At 57.3% G+C, this 14,115-nt stretch carries 15 protein-coding genes; 7 read left to right on the plus strand and 8 right to left on the minus strand.

Going from position 1 to position 14,115, the window contains the following annotated elements; all coding sequences use genetic code 11:
* Position 1 precedes the first annotated feature (1 nt).
* The 3 genes from AC1V0D_RS18995 to AC1V0D_RS19005 are packed head-to-tail and all read left to right on the plus strand — an operon-like array spanning position 2 to position 2,265.
* Positions 2 to 802: a 2OG-Fe(II)-dependent halogenase WelO5 family protein gene (locus AC1V0D_RS18995; RefSeq protein ID WP_009088271.1), complete on the plus strand. Its 801-nt coding sequence runs from the start codon at positions 2 to 4 to the stop codon at positions 800 to 802.
* 29 nt (positions 803 to 831) lie between these two features.
* Complete coding sequence (locus AC1V0D_RS19000; protein ID WP_482907883.1) at positions 832 to 1,332, plus strand: YbaK/EbsC family protein; 501 nt, start codon at positions 832 to 834, stop codon at positions 1,330 to 1,332.
* Positions 1,333 to 1,353: 21 nt separating this feature from the next.
* Positions 1,354 to 2,265, plus strand: a complete 912-nt coding sequence (locus AC1V0D_RS19005; RefSeq protein ID WP_154929050.1) for an EamA family transporter — start codon at positions 1,354 to 1,356, stop codon at positions 2,263 to 2,265.
* A 291-nt stretch (positions 2,266 to 2,556) separates the two neighbouring features.
* On the opposite strand, the gene ibpA is transcribed toward AC1V0D_RS19005, so the two are convergent.
* A complete protein-coding gene (ibpA, locus tag AC1V0D_RS19010) occupies positions 2,557 to 2,973 on the minus strand; it encodes a small heat shock chaperone IbpA (RefSeq protein WP_009088277.1) in 417 nt (138 codons plus the stop codon).
* Positions 2,974 to 3,263: 290 nt separating this feature from the next.
* Between ibpA and AC1V0D_RS19015 the strand changes: the two genes are divergently transcribed.
* On the plus strand, positions 3,264 to 3,632 hold the full coding sequence (locus AC1V0D_RS19015) for a YceK/YidQ family lipoprotein (protein ID WP_033736117.1): 369 nt from the start codon (positions 3,264 to 3,266) through the stop codon (positions 3,630 to 3,632).
* On the opposite strand, the gene AC1V0D_RS19020 is transcribed toward AC1V0D_RS19015, so the two are convergent.
* The 7 genes from AC1V0D_RS19020 to dnaA all read right to left on the minus strand — a co-directional run bounded on the left by AC1V0D_RS19020 (position 3,598) and on the right by dnaA (position 12,780).
* Positions 3,598 to 4,866 (minus strand): DUF3748 domain-containing protein, encoded by a 1,269-nt coding sequence (locus AC1V0D_RS19020; protein ID WP_482907884.1) that lies wholly within the window; start codon positions 4,864 to 4,866, stop codon positions 3,598 to 3,600. The two genes, AC1V0D_RS19015 and AC1V0D_RS19020, sit on opposite strands and share 35 nt — an antisense overlap.
* Before the next feature lie 108 nt (positions 4,867 to 4,974).
* The gene (gene yidA / locus AC1V0D_RS19025; RefSeq protein WP_336794694.1) at positions 4,975 to 5,784 is read right to left on the minus strand and encodes a sugar-phosphatase; all 810 of its coding nucleotides are present in this window, start codon (positions 5,782 to 5,784) and stop codon (positions 4,975 to 4,977) included.
* Between the two features lie 99 nt (positions 5,785 to 5,883).
* Positions 5,884 to 6,363, minus strand: coding sequence for a NanQ anomerase/TabA/YiaL family protein (locus tag AC1V0D_RS19030; protein ID WP_482907885.1), 480 nt, complete (start codon positions 6,361 to 6,363; stop codon positions 5,884 to 5,886).
* Positions 6,364 to 6,536: 173 nt separating this feature from the next.
* Positions 6,537 to 8,945 (minus strand): DNA topoisomerase (ATP-hydrolyzing) subunit B, encoded by a 2,409-nt coding sequence (gene gyrB, locus AC1V0D_RS19035; protein ID WP_009088286.1) that lies wholly within the window; start codon positions 8,943 to 8,945, stop codon positions 6,537 to 6,539.
* Between the two features lie 18 nt (positions 8,946 to 8,963).
* Positions 8,964 to 10,049, minus strand: a complete 1,086-nt coding sequence (gene recF / locus AC1V0D_RS19040) for a DNA replication/repair protein RecF (protein WP_009088288.1) — start codon at positions 10,047 to 10,049, stop codon at positions 8,964 to 8,966.
* Between the two features lie 210 nt (positions 10,050 to 10,259).
* Positions 10,260 to 11,360, minus strand: coding sequence for a DNA polymerase III subunit beta (dnaN, locus tag AC1V0D_RS19045; protein ID WP_009088289.1), 1,101 nt, complete (start codon positions 11,358 to 11,360; stop codon positions 10,260 to 10,262).
* A gap of 4 nt (positions 11,361 to 11,364) precedes the next feature.
* Positions 11,365 to 12,780 carry a chromosomal replication initiator protein DnaA gene (gene dnaA, locus AC1V0D_RS19050; protein WP_009088291.1) on the minus strand — a complete coding sequence of 472 codons (1,416 nt, stop codon included), beginning with the start codon at positions 12,778 to 12,780 and terminating at the stop codon, positions 11,365 to 11,367.
* 597 nt (positions 12,781 to 13,377) lie between these two features.
* On the opposite strand from dnaA, the gene rpmH reads away from it, so the two are divergent.
* From rpmH to yidD, 3 genes are read left to right on the plus strand one after another with little or no spacing between them, the layout of a single operon-like run.
* Positions 13,378 to 13,518 (plus strand): 50S ribosomal protein L34, encoded by a 141-nt coding sequence (gene rpmH / locus AC1V0D_RS19055; protein ID WP_003849659.1) that lies wholly within the window; start codon positions 13,378 to 13,380, stop codon positions 13,516 to 13,518.
* Positions 13,519 to 13,532: 14 nt separating this feature from the next.
* The gene (gene rnpA, locus AC1V0D_RS19060; RefSeq protein ID WP_482907886.1) at positions 13,533 to 13,892 is read left to right on the plus strand and encodes a ribonuclease P protein component; all 360 of its coding nucleotides are present in this window, start codon (positions 13,533 to 13,535) and stop codon (positions 13,890 to 13,892) included.
* On the plus strand, positions 13,856 to 14,113 hold the full coding sequence (gene yidD / locus AC1V0D_RS19065) for a membrane protein insertion efficiency factor YidD (protein WP_008926397.1): 258 nt from the start codon (positions 13,856 to 13,858) through the stop codon (positions 14,111 to 14,113). Before rnpA ends, yidD begins: the two co-directional genes overlap by 37 nt.
* Positions 14,114 to 14,115 lie beyond the last annotated feature (2 nt).

Genomic DNA, 14,115 nt, shown 5'->3' on the forward strand with positions numbered 1-14,115 from the left:
CATGGCTATTTTCAATCAGTTCCGCGTGATTAATCCCAGCATGTTTGTGGAGTCGACCTGGCTGGATGACATCGTCACGGCGCGTGTGCCGCTGCTGGTGCTGCGTAATTTCCTGACGCCGGAGGTGCGGGAAGCGGTGGTGGCGGATCTGCAGCGCTGCCGGGAAAAGATCCGTGTTTCTCACTATCCGAATGGCGCGCTGACCACGCTCGGTCCCTATCTGGCGCGTCACACCGCAGAGCCCGATAACTATTTTACCGAGCTGCGCGATATCCAGCCGGCGCTGCCCCCTTCACTCACCACCCTGCGTGAGCAGATCTACCTCTGGGTTCAGCATGCGCTGCGGCTGGAGAGCCTGCGCATCGCCCAGGAGCCGGGCCACGGCGACTATGCCGGTTCTATCGTGCGGTTTCATGCCGATGGCGTCGCGAACCCGTTACACAACGACAATATCGTGCGTGATGCCGCCGGAACCGGGCTGGCGGTGACGCAGATTCTCCATCAGCTCAGCTGCGTGGTCTGCCTGCAGGAGTGCAACGCGGGCGGGGCGCTGCGGATCTACAACAAAAAATGGGCACCGGAGGATGAGCGGTTCAAAACGGCCGGTGAGCTGGGCTATCCCGCTGAGGTGATTGAACACAGCGAAGTCTGCGAATTTTCACCACGCAGTGGCGATATCTATCTGTTTAATCCCGCTTTTTATCACGAGATTGATCGGGTTGAAGGTGATACCCGCATCACCATGGGATTCTTTTTCGGGCTGACCGATAAAAAAATGAAACACGCTATCGCCTGGAGTTAATCCGGTCCGGGCCAGACAAGGAGAGGGATATGACGACGTTTGAAAAAATCACCGCGCTGCTGGATCAGCATCAGGCCAGCTACCGCGTCGTGGAGCATGAGGCGATAGGGCAGACCGACCAGATCAGCCAGATACGCGGTAATGCACTGGGTCAGGCGGCTAAGGCGATGGTGCTGGAGGTCGTTATGCCGGACGGCGCGCCGCCGCGTCCGCTGCTGGCGATTGTGCCGGGCGACTGCCGGATCAATTTTAAAAGTGCGGCGCGCGCCATCGGCGGAAAGAAATCCTCTTTCGCCGCGCCGGAGCTGGCGCAGACGCTGACCGGCTGTGTGATGGGCGCGGTACCGCCATTCAGTTTTGATGACCGGCTGGCGCTGCGGGTCGATACCCGGCTCCAGCAGGTCGGAACGTTATGGTTTAACGCGGGCGAGCTGGATAAATCGATCGCGCTGGCTGTAGATGACTATTTTCGCATCGTGGGGGAAGCGTGCTGTACTGACATCGCGACCCCGATTGCGATCACCGCCTGACGGCGGCTCAAGGAGTTTCTGATGTCGGTAAAAGATATGCTGTTAGCGTTGTGCGTGGTGGTGGCGTGGGGCGTCAATTTTGTGGTGATCAAGCTGGGGCTGCAGGGGATGCCGCCTTTTCTGCTCGCCGGACTGCGATTCACGCTGGTCGCCTTCCCTGCCATTTTCTTTGTCCGCCGTCCGCCGATCCCGCTGCGCTGGCTGGTGGTTTACGGTATGACCATCAGTTTTGGTCAGTTTGCGTTTCTCTTCCTGGCGATTCAGCTCGGTATGCCAGCAGGCCTGGCCTCCCTGGTGCTGCAGGCGCAGGCGTTCTTTACCCTGCTGCTGGGGGCGCTGCTGCTGGCGGAGAAGCTGCGCTGGAACCACATCACCGGGATTATCATCGCCACGCTGGGGATGTTTCTGCTGGCGACGGCAGGCATGGAAGGACAGACCAGCGCCGGCATTACGCTGACCACCATGATGCTGACGCTGTCGGCGGCCCTGTCATGGGGGCTGGGTAACATTACCAACAAGATCATTATGCGGAATCGCAGCGTGCCGATTATGTCGCTGGTGGTCTGGAGTGCGCTGGTGCCGGTCATTCCCTTCTTTGCCTGCTCGCTGCTGTTTGAGGGGCAGGAGGCTATCGTCAGCAGCCTGCTGCACATCGGGCTGCAGACGGTACTGGCGCTCTTCTATCTGGCCTTTGTCGCCACCATCGTCGGCTACGCCATCTGGGGAAATCTGCTCAGCCGCTACGAAACCTGGCGCGTTGCCCCGCTGTCGCTGCTGGTGCCGGTGGTCGGGATCGTTACTGCTGCGCTGGTGCTGGATGAGCATCTTTCCGGGCAGCAGATGCTGGGCGCCTCGGTGATTATTGCCGGCCTGCTGATCAACGTGTTTGGCGGCGTGCTGGGACAGCGTTTCGCGATGCGAACGCAGCCGTAAGGGCAAGGCCGGCGTCAGATATAAGGGCAAAAAATATCGCCTTGAGGTCAGGTGACAGGCTCAGGGAGCATACGCTTTCGCAAAGACGCAATAGACGCCATCCCTGGCATGCTCAGCGCGGCCCATCCCTGGTCCGCGATGCTTTGCTACAGGCGTATGCTCCCATCGCTTTGAACTTATCAGCCGTCTGAAACAGGGGATCGGAGCAACATTTTTTGCCTTATGAATCTCCACTGATCTTAAAAACGAAAAACGCCGCATTAGCGGCGTTTTTTATGGTTACTTCAGAAATTACTTCAGAATCTCAATACGGCGTGGTTTGGCTTCTTCCGGCACCAGACGTTCAAGATCGATACTCAGCAGACCATTTTCGAGACGGGCGTCGCGCACCACGATGTGGTCGGCAAGCTGGAATTTACGCTCGAAGTTACGCTCGGCGATACCCTGATACAGGTATTTACGCTCGGCCTGCTCTTCCGGATGGGCACCCCGTACAGTCAGCACATTGTCGTGCGCTGTGATATCAAGCTCGCTCTGAGAGAAACCGGCCACCGCGATGGTAATGCGGTAGTGATTTTCATCGACCAGTTCAACGTTATAGGGAGGATAACCCCCGTTGCTCTGATTCTGGTTTGATTCGAGCAGGTTAAACAGGCGATCGAAACCGATAGCTGAGCGATAAAGTGGGGTGAGATCAAAGTTACGCATATTAAGACTCCTGAATTTCAGCAAGTTTTGGCAACCTTCCACTACTGGACAGGCTGGATCCGGCACCTCACTGTCCCTTTCGGCGACGGTGAGCGCGTCCGTAAACTAAAAATGGGTGCCAAAGGAGAATTTTCAAGCGTGCAGAATGCAATTTTTTTCGCCAATCTCAGGAAATGACATACACTCAGAACACCTTTTGTCAGACCCGAACGGACTTCGCCCCAGAGTGTTGACGTTGTCTGGCAAGCCAACTCAGCCCGGCGCATGTCAGGGCTGAAGGGATGATGATAATGAAATTGATGAAGACCTTACCTCTGGCTGGAATGGTTTGCTGCGCAATGGCGACAACCGGTTGTTCCAGCGTGATGTCACACACAGGTGCGAGTCAGGGCTATTATCCAGGCACCCGGGCCAGCGCGGATATGCTGACCGACGGGGACACCAGCTGGGCGCTGAAGCCGCTGGCGCTGATCGATCTTCCTTTCTCCGCCGTGATGGATACGCTGCTGCTGCCGTGGGACTACTACCGCAGCGACAAAGATAAATCACTCGACTCCCCGCGGGAACGCATTCTGCAGAGCGAAAAGCTGGCGCACACGCAGGAGAGCCTGGCGCAGGCGCAGCCTATGCCTCCGCTGCGCCCTCAGCCGCAACCGTAAACAGCTGCCGCCAGCCCTCCACCTCACGCATATACGCAATCTGCGTGCCGTCAGGTGACCAGACGACCGCGTCGCCTGAGGGGGCGTCATCCGTTCTGCGCGTCAGACGCTGGCACTCGCCGCTCTCAGCGTCACATCGCATCACGCTGTTATCACAGATAAAGGCGACGGCCTGGCCATCAGGATGCCAGCTGAAGGCGGACTCAATGCTGCTGCCGAGACGGGTCACCTGACGCGGTTCGCCGCCGTTGGGAGAGACCGTCCAGAGCTGGATCACCCCTCCCTCATCTGCCATCAGAAACGCAATCTGGCTGCCATCGGGCGCGCTGCGCAGCCAGTGGCGCGGTTGCAGCGCCAGACCACGACCGTACGTCAGACGGCGCTGCCTGACGCCAGCCGGGGGCGCAGGCAACTGCTGGCTGCTGCCCTCCAGCGGGCTGGCACCGGCCCGGGCGTAATCGTCCAGGGCTTCGGGCAGATCAACAACAAACACTTCAGGACGCTTCTCTCCCTCCGCCGTCAGCGTGTCGCCGATGAACGCGATAGCCCAGCGCTGCCAGCGGCCGTCCGGTTTCTGATAGCCGCGGTTACCGATCCAGCACTCTTCATAGGCGCGGTTGATCTGGTCGCTGCCCGGCTGCGGTGCCGGATGCGTCTCGCTCACCAGCAGGCAAAAGTAGCTGCCGTCATACTCTCGCGGATGCTGCTTAACCGGCGAGACTGCGCGCAGCGGCACTGCGATGCCGACGTTGCGCAGATCCAGCCGGGTATCCCGTTCATGCATGACATGGTCATTGTAGGTAAAGCTCAGGCGTGAACCGTCGGGACTGAAGACATGCACATGCGACCCGCCCCGCAGCGCGCCAGGCGTAAAGGGTGGCGTGATATCGCAGGCATCCAGATTGACAGCGGTGGCGTTCTGAACGATCACCCCGCGGCGGTGATGGAAATCATACTGCCACCGGGCATCGGGATGTTCCGGGCCATGAATGCAGACGTAGCGCGGCGGCATATCGGGGCTGACCGTCACCACGCCGACATGAGCCCCGTGCTGTGCCTGATAGAGCACCTCCACCTCACCGGTCATCACATTGACCCGCTCAATGGTCTGGCTGGTAAAGGAGGCGCCCGAAGGACGCACGTCAAATGCCAGCCACTGGCTGTCGGCAGTCCAGACATTGACATTGGTGAGCTGATGCTGACGGGCAGCAAAGGTGATCTGTTTTTCTGACATGGTGAAACCCGTGCAGGAAGCGTTGCCCGACAAATTACGCGATTCTGTTTTGCGCTGCAGCTTTTTTACCGGGTTCCGGGCCAGCGCGGCCCGGAAAGCGCAGAGCGGTTACAGCACTAACTCTTCAATGGCATGTGCGACGCCATCTTCCATATTGGTTTTCGTGATGAACTGAGCGATAGCCTTGACCGAATCAATGGCATTGCCCATGGCGACACCCGTGCCGGCATACTCAATCATCGCCAGGTCGTTCTCCTGGTCACCTATCGCCATCACCTCTTCCTGCTTCAGGCCGAGCTTCTCCGCCAGCATTCTGACGCCCTGACCTTTGTTGACCCGGCGATCGAGGATTTCGAGGTAATAAGGCGCACTCTTCAGGATGGTGTAGGTCTGCTTAGCGTGCGCTGGCAGGCGGGCAATCGCCGCGTCGAGTAGGGCCGGACGGTCGATCATCATCAGTTTTGGGAAGCGCGTCGCGCGGTCCATCTCTTCCACCGCACGATAGCGCACCGGAATCCCGGTCAGGCTCGCCTCATGGATGGTGTATTCGCTGATGTCTTTGTTGGGTGTATAGAGATGGGATTTGTCGAACGCCTGGAAATGGACGCCAAGTTCACGCGCCAGCTGCTCAATGTAGAGGTAGTCGTCAAAGGTCAGCGTCACTTCCGCCACGCACTCACCATCTTCAGCCTGATGAACCAGCGCGCCGTTGTTACTGATCGCGTACTGGCCGGGGGTCTGCATATCCAGCTCCATCAGATAGCGCTGGATACCTACAAACGGCCGGCCGGTGGTCAGCACAATCGATACCCCCAGCTGGCGGGCGCGATCAAGGGCAGATTTCACCCCCGGCGTGATCTCATGCTGCGGATTGAGCAGGGTGCCATCCATGTCGATAGCGATCAATTTAATAGCCATAGAGTCCTCGTTGCGTCTGGGTTTGGTTCAATGCTAGCGCGATTCAGCGCGTATTGACCAGTTTCATAGCAGGCGGGCACCCCCGGCCGACCGTCAGCGTCAGGCGGTAAACAGATCGCGGTGAATTTTAATCACGGCTTTTCGGATAATGGCGGGTTCACCCGGCGCGCAGCAGGGGCGATGAATATCGTGCGGAAAAAAGATCGCGAACATACCGGGCAGCAGCGTGATCACCGACTCATTCAGCGTCTTCTGATAAAAGACCACGTCGCGTTGCTGAGCAAAATCCTCGGTCACTCGCTGATCGGGGTGGGCACGGGCCACGCCGATATTCTCGCTGCCGGCCAGCAGAAACTGAATGTCGATGTAGCTGAAGTGGGATTCTGCCCGACGCGCGCTCGCCGGTTCGGTCATCATCTCCTGCACCAGGCAGAACATCTTATCCTCAGGCAGGATGGCATATTTATCGGTGTCGAGCTGGCTGAAGTCGGTGTCAGTAATCCAGCGTATCGCCTGATCGATAACCGGATGAAAGGCGTGACGTTCTCTGTTCCAGTCGTGACAGTCGCAGACAATCATAAGGTAACTCCCTGTATTAACGTTGTGCGCGCTGAAGGCGCAAAGAGAGGCAAGCGTAAAGGAGCAGGGCGGGGGAAAACGTGATCGGTCTCGCAGCACCGGGTGCGGCATTCGCCGCGGCGGCATAAAAAAAGGCCATCACCGGGGTGATGGCCTGTCTGGTCTGCGACCGATCAGATATCGATATTGGCTGCTTTCAGCGCATTCTCTTCGATGAAGGCGCGGCGCGGTTCAACCGCATCGCCCATCAGCGTGGTGAACAGCTGGTCAGCACCAATGGCATCTTTGATGGTGACGCGCAGCATACGACGGCTGTCCGGGTCCATGGTGGTTTCCCACAGCTGATCCGGGTTCATCTCGCCCAGACCTTTGTAGCGCTGAACAGAGAGGCCGCGACGCGACTCTTTAACCAGCCACTCAATCGCCTGTTCGAAGCTGGCCACCGGCTGACGACGCTCACCACGTTCAATGTAGGCATCCTCTTCCAGCAGGCCACGCAGTTTGCCGCCAAGATCGCAGATTTTGCGGTACTCCGGTCCCTGAATGAACTCCGCTTCCAGCGGGTAGTCGGTATCCACACCGTGGGTGCGAACGCGCAGAACCGGCTCGAAGAGGTTCAGCTCGCGGTTTTCGCGAACCTGGGCCAGATAGGTGCTGCCGTGCGCTTCGCGTTCAGTCAGATAGCTCACCAGACCGTTCAGCCAGGTCGTGACCTCCGCTTCATTGGTCAGATCGCTCAGCGTGTCGTGATAAATCAGCGCGCGCAGCATGGCCATCGGATAACGGCGCTCCATACGCTTGATCATCTTCTGCGTGCTGTTGAAGTCAGAGACCAGCGTCTCCAGCGGCTCACCGCCCAGTGCCGGAGCGCTGGCGTTGGTGTGCAGCGTGGCACCATCCAGCGCGATGGCGATCTGATACTGATCCATCGCCTCGTCATCTTTGATGTACTGCTCCTGCTTGCCTTTCTTCACTTTGTAGAGCGGCGGCTGGGCAATATAAACGTGGCCGCGCTCAATGATTTCCGGCATCTGACGATAGAAGAAGGTCAGCAGCAGGGTACGGATGTGTGAACCATCGACGTCGGCATCGGTCATGATGATGATGCTGTGATAGCGCAGCTTGTCCGGGTTGTACTCGTCGCGGCCAATGCCACAGCCCAGTGCGGTGATCAGCGTGGCCACTTCCTGAGAGGCGAGCATCTTATCGAAACGCGCTTTCTCAACGTTCAGGATCTTACCTTTCAGCGGCAGGATCGCCTGGTTTTTACGGTTACGGCCCTGTTTGGCCGAGCCGCCTGCGGAGTCACCCTCCACCAGGTAGATTTCAGAGAGCGCCGGGTCGCGCTCCTGGCAATCCGCCAGTTTGCCTGGCAGGCCAGCCAGATCCAGCGCGCCTTTACGGCGGGTCATCTCGCGGGCACGACGGGCCGCTTCACGGGCGCGCGCGGCGTCGATGATTTTACCGACCACGATTTTGGCGTCTGCCGGGTTTTCCAGCAGGTATTCCGCCAGCAGTTCGTTCATCTGCTGCTCAACCGCCGATTTCACCTCTGACGAAACCAGTTTGTCTTTGGTCTGTGAGGAGAATTTAGGGTCCGGTACTTTCACCGACACGACGGCAATCAGGCCTTCACGGGCATCGTCACCGGTGGCGCTGACTTTGGCTTTCTTGCTGTAACCCTCTTTATCCATGTAGGCGTTCAGGGTACGGGTCATCGCCGCACGGAAACCGGCAAGGTGCGTACCGCCGTCACGCTGCGGGATGTTGTTGGTAAAGCAGTAGATATTTTCCTGGAAACCGTCGTTCCACTGCAGCGCCACTTCCACACCGATGCCATCTTTCTCGTTTGAGAAGTAGAAAACGGTCGGATGAATCGGGGTTTTGTTTTTGTTCAGGTACTCAACAAACGCCTTGATGCCACCTTCGTAGTGGAAGTGGTCCGTTTTGCCGTCACGCTTATCTTCCAGACGGATCGAAACGCCTGAGTTCAGGAAGGAGAGTTCACGCAGGCGTTTCGCCAGAATGTCATACTCAAAATCGCGGACGTTGGTGAAGGTTTCGTAGCTCGGCCAGAAACGGACTCGGGTACCGGTTAAATCGGTATCGCCGGTCACGGTCAGCGGCGACTCGGGAACGCCGTGGACGTAAATCTGCTGATGCACTTTGCCTTCGCGACGAATGGTCAGCTCCAGCTTCTGCGACAGGGCGTTAACGACCGAGACACCCACGCCGTGCAGGCCGCCGGAGACCTTGTAGGAGTTATCATCGAACTTACCGCCCGCATGCAGAACGGTCATGATCACTTCAGCGGCGGACACGCCCTCTTCTTCGTGAATACCGGTCGGAATGCCGCGTCCATCATCCTGCACCGAGACGGAGTTATCCGCATGGATGGTGACCACAATGTCACTACAGTGACCAGCGAGCGCTTCGTCGATTGCGTTATCCACGACCTCGAATACCATGTGATGCAGACCGGTACCGTCATCGGTATCGCCGATATACATGCCCGGGCGTTTACGTACCGCATCAAGCCCCTTCAGGACTTTAATACTGGAGGAGTCATAAGAATTCGACATCAACGTTTCTCGCTCATTTTAATCTTCAGGTTGAACCGCTATTTTACCCTGTTCCACGCGGAACATCTTGCCCTTTTCGTCGCTCATGTCGATTACATGTCCGGCCGAAATGGCGCTGACAAAGACCTGAGCCTGGGTGGCTTTTAACCGTTCCGCCAGCAGGCGTCGGCGGCTCTCATCCAGCTCAGAAGCAAAGTCATCAATGAGGTAAATACAGCGGCGTCCGCTCTGGCTTGTCAGGAACTCGCCCTGTGCCAGACGCAATGCACACATCAGCAGCTTGAGCTGCCCGCGTGAGAGTAAATCTTCCACCGGCGTCCCTTCAGCACGGATTCGAAAATCCGCTTTATGGGGGCCGCTGGCGGTGTAGGTCAGTGCACGATCGCGCTCAAAGTTACGCTCCAGCAGCTCGCCATAGTCGCTCTCTTTGTCCCAGCCGCGCTGGAAGGAGAAGCGCAGGTCAAATTCCGGCAGGAACTGGCTGCAGGTGCCGGTGATTTCGGCGGAAATGGCGGCACTGTACTCCGCCCGCCACAGGCTGATCTGTTCAGCCAGCGGCACCAGCTCCTGATCCCAGGGACGGATCTGGCTGTAGCGGGTGACCTGACGCAGCGCGGCGTTGCGCTGCTTAAGCAGGCGACGCAGGTTGTTCCAGGCGTTGAAAAAGCCAGGCGTGTTATGGAAGCAGCCCCAGTCAACATAGGCTCTGCGGTATTTGGGGCCACCATTGAGCAAACTAAAGCCTTCGGGCGTAATTAATTGCATCGGCAGCAGCTGTGCCAGCTCGGCGACTTTGTGACCGTCGCTGCCATCAATGCGCACTTTACTGTCACCGGCCCGGTTTTTGGTCAGTCCGACCGAAATTTCCCGCTCTTTGCTCTCCAGCCGTCCGTGCAGCACAAAGGCCGCCTCGTCGTGACGGATGACGCGCCCCGCCTGCAGGCTGCGAAACGACCGGCCATGCCCCAGCGTATGGATCGCCTCTAACACGCTGGTTTTGCCGCTGCCGTTGACGCCGACCAGAAAATTAAAGCCGGGAGCCAGTTGCAGGTCAGCCTGTTCGATATTACGAAAATCTTTAATAAGAAGGCGGGTTAAAGCCATGAATCAGTCCAGCGTGAGGGGCAATGATCGGGATGAAATGGGTTTTGCCTTGTAAAAATTCAGGATTTACCAGCACCAAACCAGGCCGTCGGCGTCGCAGCTACGTTGCGCCCCGCCAGCGCAGAGCCACCGGAGCGTACTGAAGTACGTGAGGATGGCGAGCACTGCCGGGGCGCAACGTAGCAAGTAAGCCAGGCCGATATATAACACCTACAAGCGCATGGGCATAACGACATAGGCCGCAGCAGGACTCGCCACATCCTCAATCTGCACGCTCGACACCGAATCGGTCAGCAGCAGACGCACGTTCTCACACTTCAGCGCGTTCAGCACATCCAGCACGTAACTGACGTTAAAGCCAATCTCCAGTTCGGTGCCGTTATAGCTGACATCCAGCATCTCTTCCGCCTCTTCCTGTTCAGGGTTATTGGCAGTGATCTTCAGCTGGTTTTCGGTGATATAGAGGCGCACCCCGCGGAACTTCTCGTTGGAGAGGATAGCCGCGCGGGCAAACGCCTGTTTAAGCAGGTCACAGCCCGCTTCCAGCACTTTGTCGGGATTCTTCGGCAACACGCGGCGATAATCGGGGAAACGACCATCAACCAGCTTAGAGGTGAAGATGTAGTCGCCGACGTGTGCACGAATATTACTGCCGCCAATCTGCACCTGCAGCGGGGTCTCGCCGCCATCCAGCAGACGCAGCAGCTCAATCACGCCTTTGCGCGGCACAATCACCGAATGACTCGGCAGCGCCTGGCCAACCGGCATTGAGCAGACGGCCAGACGGTGACCGTCCGTCGCCACGGTGCGCAGTTCTTCCCCTTCGGTTTCAAACATCATGCCGTTGAGGTAGTAACGCACATCCTGATGCGCCATGGAGAACTGAGTCGCTTCGATCAGCCGCTTCATCGTCGCCTGCGGCAGGGTGAATTCGACTTCACTCTGCCAGTCGTCAAGATTCGGGAAGTCACTGGCGGGCAGGGTGGACAGCGAAAAACGGCTGCGTCCTGAGCGCACCAGCATGCGATCGCCTTCCAGCGCCAGCGTGATCTCTGCGCCATCCGGTAAGCCACGACAGATATCGAGGAATTTACGCGCCGGAACGGTGGTCGCGCCAGGCTCATGCGCCTGCGTCAGCGCCACGCGTGCCACCATCTCCATTTCCAGATCGGTACCGGTCAGCAGCAGCGAACCTTCTGTTACCTGCAGCAGCAGGTTTCCGAGGATTGGCAGCGTTGGACGCCCGCCCAGCGGGCCACTTACTTGTTGCAGCGGCTTCAGCAGCTGCTCACGTTCAACAATAAATTTCATAGCGTCACGAAGATAATGTTCTGATGAGATTAGAGAAATCTTCTTTGATATCGTGGCTCTCTTCACGCAGCTGCTCAATCTTGCGGCAGGCGTGAAGCACCGTTGTATGGTCGCGTCCCCCAAAAGCGTCGCCGATTTCCGGCAGGCTATGGTTCGTCAACTCTTTCGCCATCGCCATCGCCATCTGGCGCGGACGTGCAACCGAACGCGAACGGCGCTTGGAAAGCAGATCGGCGACCTTGATTTTGTAGTACTCAGCCACGGTCTTCTGAATATTATCGATGGTGACCAGCTTTTCCTGCAGCGCCAGCAGATCGCGCAGCGCTTCACGCACGAAGTCGATCGTAATCGCCCGGCCGGTAAAGTTGGCGTTGGCGATCACGCGGTTCAGCGCGCCTTCCAGCTCACGCACATTGGATCGTAAACGCTTGGCAATAAAAAAGGCGACTTCACCCGGCAGGCGGATGTCATTCTCATCCGCTTTTTTCATCAGGATCGCCACCCGCGTTTCCAGCTCAGGCGGCTCGATCGCCACCGTTAACCCCCAGCCGAAACGGGACTTAAGACGATCTTCCACCCCGTTGATCTCTTTGGGGTAACGATCCGAGGTGAGGATGATCTGCTGATTGCCTTCTAATAAGGCATTAAAGGTGTGGAAGAACTCTTCCTGCGATCGCTCTTTATTGGCAAAGAACTGAATGTCATCGATCAGCAGGGCATCCACTGAACGGTAGTAGCGTTTGAACTCTTCGATCGCATTGTTCTGCAGGGCCTTAACCATGTCCTGCACAAACCGCTCGGAGTGCATGTAAACCACTTTTGCATTGGGTTTACGGGCAATGATGCCGTTACCTACCGCATGCAGCAGGTGCGTTTTACCCAGACCGGTGCCGCCATACAGAAACAGCGGGTTATACGCGCCGCCGGGATTATCCGCCACCTGACGTGCCGCCGCGCGCGCCAGCTGGTTGGATTTACCCTCGACGAAGTTGTCGAAGTTATGACGGTTATTCACATTCGAGCGGTAGGTCACGTCGGCCGGTGCCGGCACATTGTCCCAGCTGGGACGCACGATCTGCGTCGGTGCCGGACGAACATGGCTCTGCACGGGCATCACTGGTGCGCTGACGCTGGCCATGACCGGCTGGCTGACCGCTGCCGCCTGCTGCTGAACCGGGCGCGTGCCGACTTCAAAACGCAGCGCGGGCACGTTCGGGCCACAGAATTCATTCAGCAGCGCATTGATACTATTGAGGTATTTATCCCGGACCCAGTCGAGTACGAAGCGATTTGGAGCATACAAGGCAAGCGTATTGTCGTTTAACTCAGCCTGCAGTGGACGGATCCACATGCTGAATTCGGTGGCAGGAAGCTCATCCTGCAAACGGGCAAGACACTGTTGCCAAAGCGTAAGTGACACGGCGGACTCCACTCGTACAAATTCGATAAGAATAGTAGGCGTTACTCTAAGAAACGTTCATTTTTTGACACAGACGAAAGAAAGCGCCTGCGACCGCTATCAGCGGTTTTCCAGCCTGCAATCAGCGGAGGATCGTCAGCGGAAGGGCGGATCATAGCGCAAAGCGAGACAGAGATCTTCCCTTTCTACACAGTTTTGATCCTTTTTATCCACAGGCCTGAGGCGCGCAAAGAAGTTTACGCCAGTTGCCGGAAAAACCCGCAGGGATCTGGCGAAAAGCGTCAGAATTTCGGACGATGTCTCGTTTTATCCCCACGATCCCGCCTCCCGATCGTAATAAGATCCCGTACGATCCTTGCGCTTTAGAGCGGAGCCCGTATAATTCCCCACCCGACATTGCGCCCCAAAGCAAAATGTCGGAACTCAGCGGGCTGTATGCGGGTTTTCAGGTACCGTGCCACGCGAAGTAAATTGACTCGGGACTGTACAATTATTACAATCCCGCCTCTTTATTAAAGACACATTGAGGCGTCGGTCGATTTACTGGCCCGAAACGCGTCACCCAGTGAAAATTTTCAAGTTTAGGTAGAAACCGCCATGAAACGCACTTTTCAACCGTCCGTACTGAAGCGCAACCGTTCACACGGTTTCCGTGCTCGTATGGCAACAAAAAATGGTCGTCAGGTTCTGGCACGTCGTCGTGCTAAAGGCCGTTCTCGTCTGACCGTTTCTAAGTAATAAAGCTAGCCCTGATGGGTAAGCTCGCATTTCCCAGGGAGTTACGCTTGTTAACTCCCGCTCATTTCACTTTCGTCTTCCAGCAGCCACAACGGGCTGGCACGCCGCAAATCACTATTCTCGGCCGCCTTAACGCGCTGGGGCATCCCCGCATCGGTCTTACCGTCGCTAAAAAACATGTGAAACGCGCCCACGAACGCAACCGGATCAAGCGATTGACCCGCGAAAGCTTTCGTCTGCGTCAACATGAACTGCCGTCGATGGACTTCGTGGTGGTCGCGAAGAAGGGGGTTGCCGATCTGGATAACCGTATGCTGGCGGAAGCGTTGGAGAAATTATGGCGTCGTCACTGTCGCCTGGCGCGCGGCTCCTGATCGTCCTGATACGCGTCTATCAACGCGGTATCAGTCCATTACTGGGACCACACTGTCGGTTTCACCCGACCTGCTCTCATTACGGAATTGAGGCGTTACGCAGGTTCGGCCTGATAAAAGGCAGTTGGTTGACATTAAAACGCGTATTAAAATGCCACCCCTTGAACCCGGGTGGTGACGATCCTGTGCCGCCAAAAACCTTTGATACCAGAGAACATTAACG

It is taken from the genome of Pantoea sp. PA1, assembly GCF_056856975.1.

Coding starts and splice junctions, on each gene's coding strand:
- rnpA (WP_482907886.1), top strand. CDS start 13,533: ATGGGTAAGCTCGCATTTCCCAGGGAGTTACGCTTGTTAACTCCCGCT.
- AC1V0D_RS18995 (WP_009088271.1), top strand. CDS start 2: ATGGCTATTTTCAATCAGTTCCGCGTGATTAATCCCAGCATGTTTGTG.
- AC1V0D_RS19005 (WP_154929050.1), top strand. CDS start 1,354: ATGTCGGTAAAAGATATGCTGTTAGCGTTGTGCGTGGTGGTGGCGTGG.
- AC1V0D_RS19015 (WP_033736117.1), top strand. CDS start 3,264: ATGAAATTGATGAAGACCTTACCTCTGGCTGGAATGGTTTGCTGCGCA.
- yidA (WP_336794694.1), bottom strand. CDS start 5,784: ATGGCTATTAAATTGATCGCTATCGACATGGATGGCACCCTGCTCAAT.
- AC1V0D_RS19020 (WP_482907884.1), bottom strand. CDS start 4,866: ATGTCAGAAAAACAGATCACCTTTGCTGCCCGTCAGCATCAGCTCACC.
- AC1V0D_RS19030 (WP_482907885.1), bottom strand. CDS start 6,363: ATGATTGTCTGCGACTGTCACGACTGGAACAGAGAACGTCACGCCTTT.
- ibpA (WP_009088277.1), bottom strand. CDS start 2,973: ATGCGTAACTTTGATCTCACCCCACTTTATCGCTCAGCTATCGGTTTC.
- AC1V0D_RS19000 (WP_482907883.1), top strand. CDS start 832: ATGACGACGTTTGAAAAAATCACCGCGCTGCTGGATCAGCATCAGGCC.
- gyrB (WP_009088286.1), bottom strand. CDS start 8,945: ATGTCGAATTCTTATGACTCCTCCAGTATTAAAGTCCTGAAGGGGCTT.
- recF (WP_009088288.1), bottom strand. CDS start 10,049: ATGGCTTTAACCCGCCTTCTTATTAAAGATTTTCGTAATATCGAACAG.
- rpmH (WP_003849659.1), top strand. CDS start 13,378: ATGAAACGCACTTTTCAACCGTCCGTACTGAAGCGCAACCGTTCACAC.
- yidD (WP_008926397.1), top strand. CDS start 13,856: ATGGCGTCGTCACTGTCGCCTGGCGCGCGGCTCCTGATCGTCCTGATA.
- dnaN (WP_009088289.1), bottom strand. CDS start 11,360: ATGAAATTTATTGTTGAACGTGAGCAGCTGCTGAAGCCGCTGCAACAA.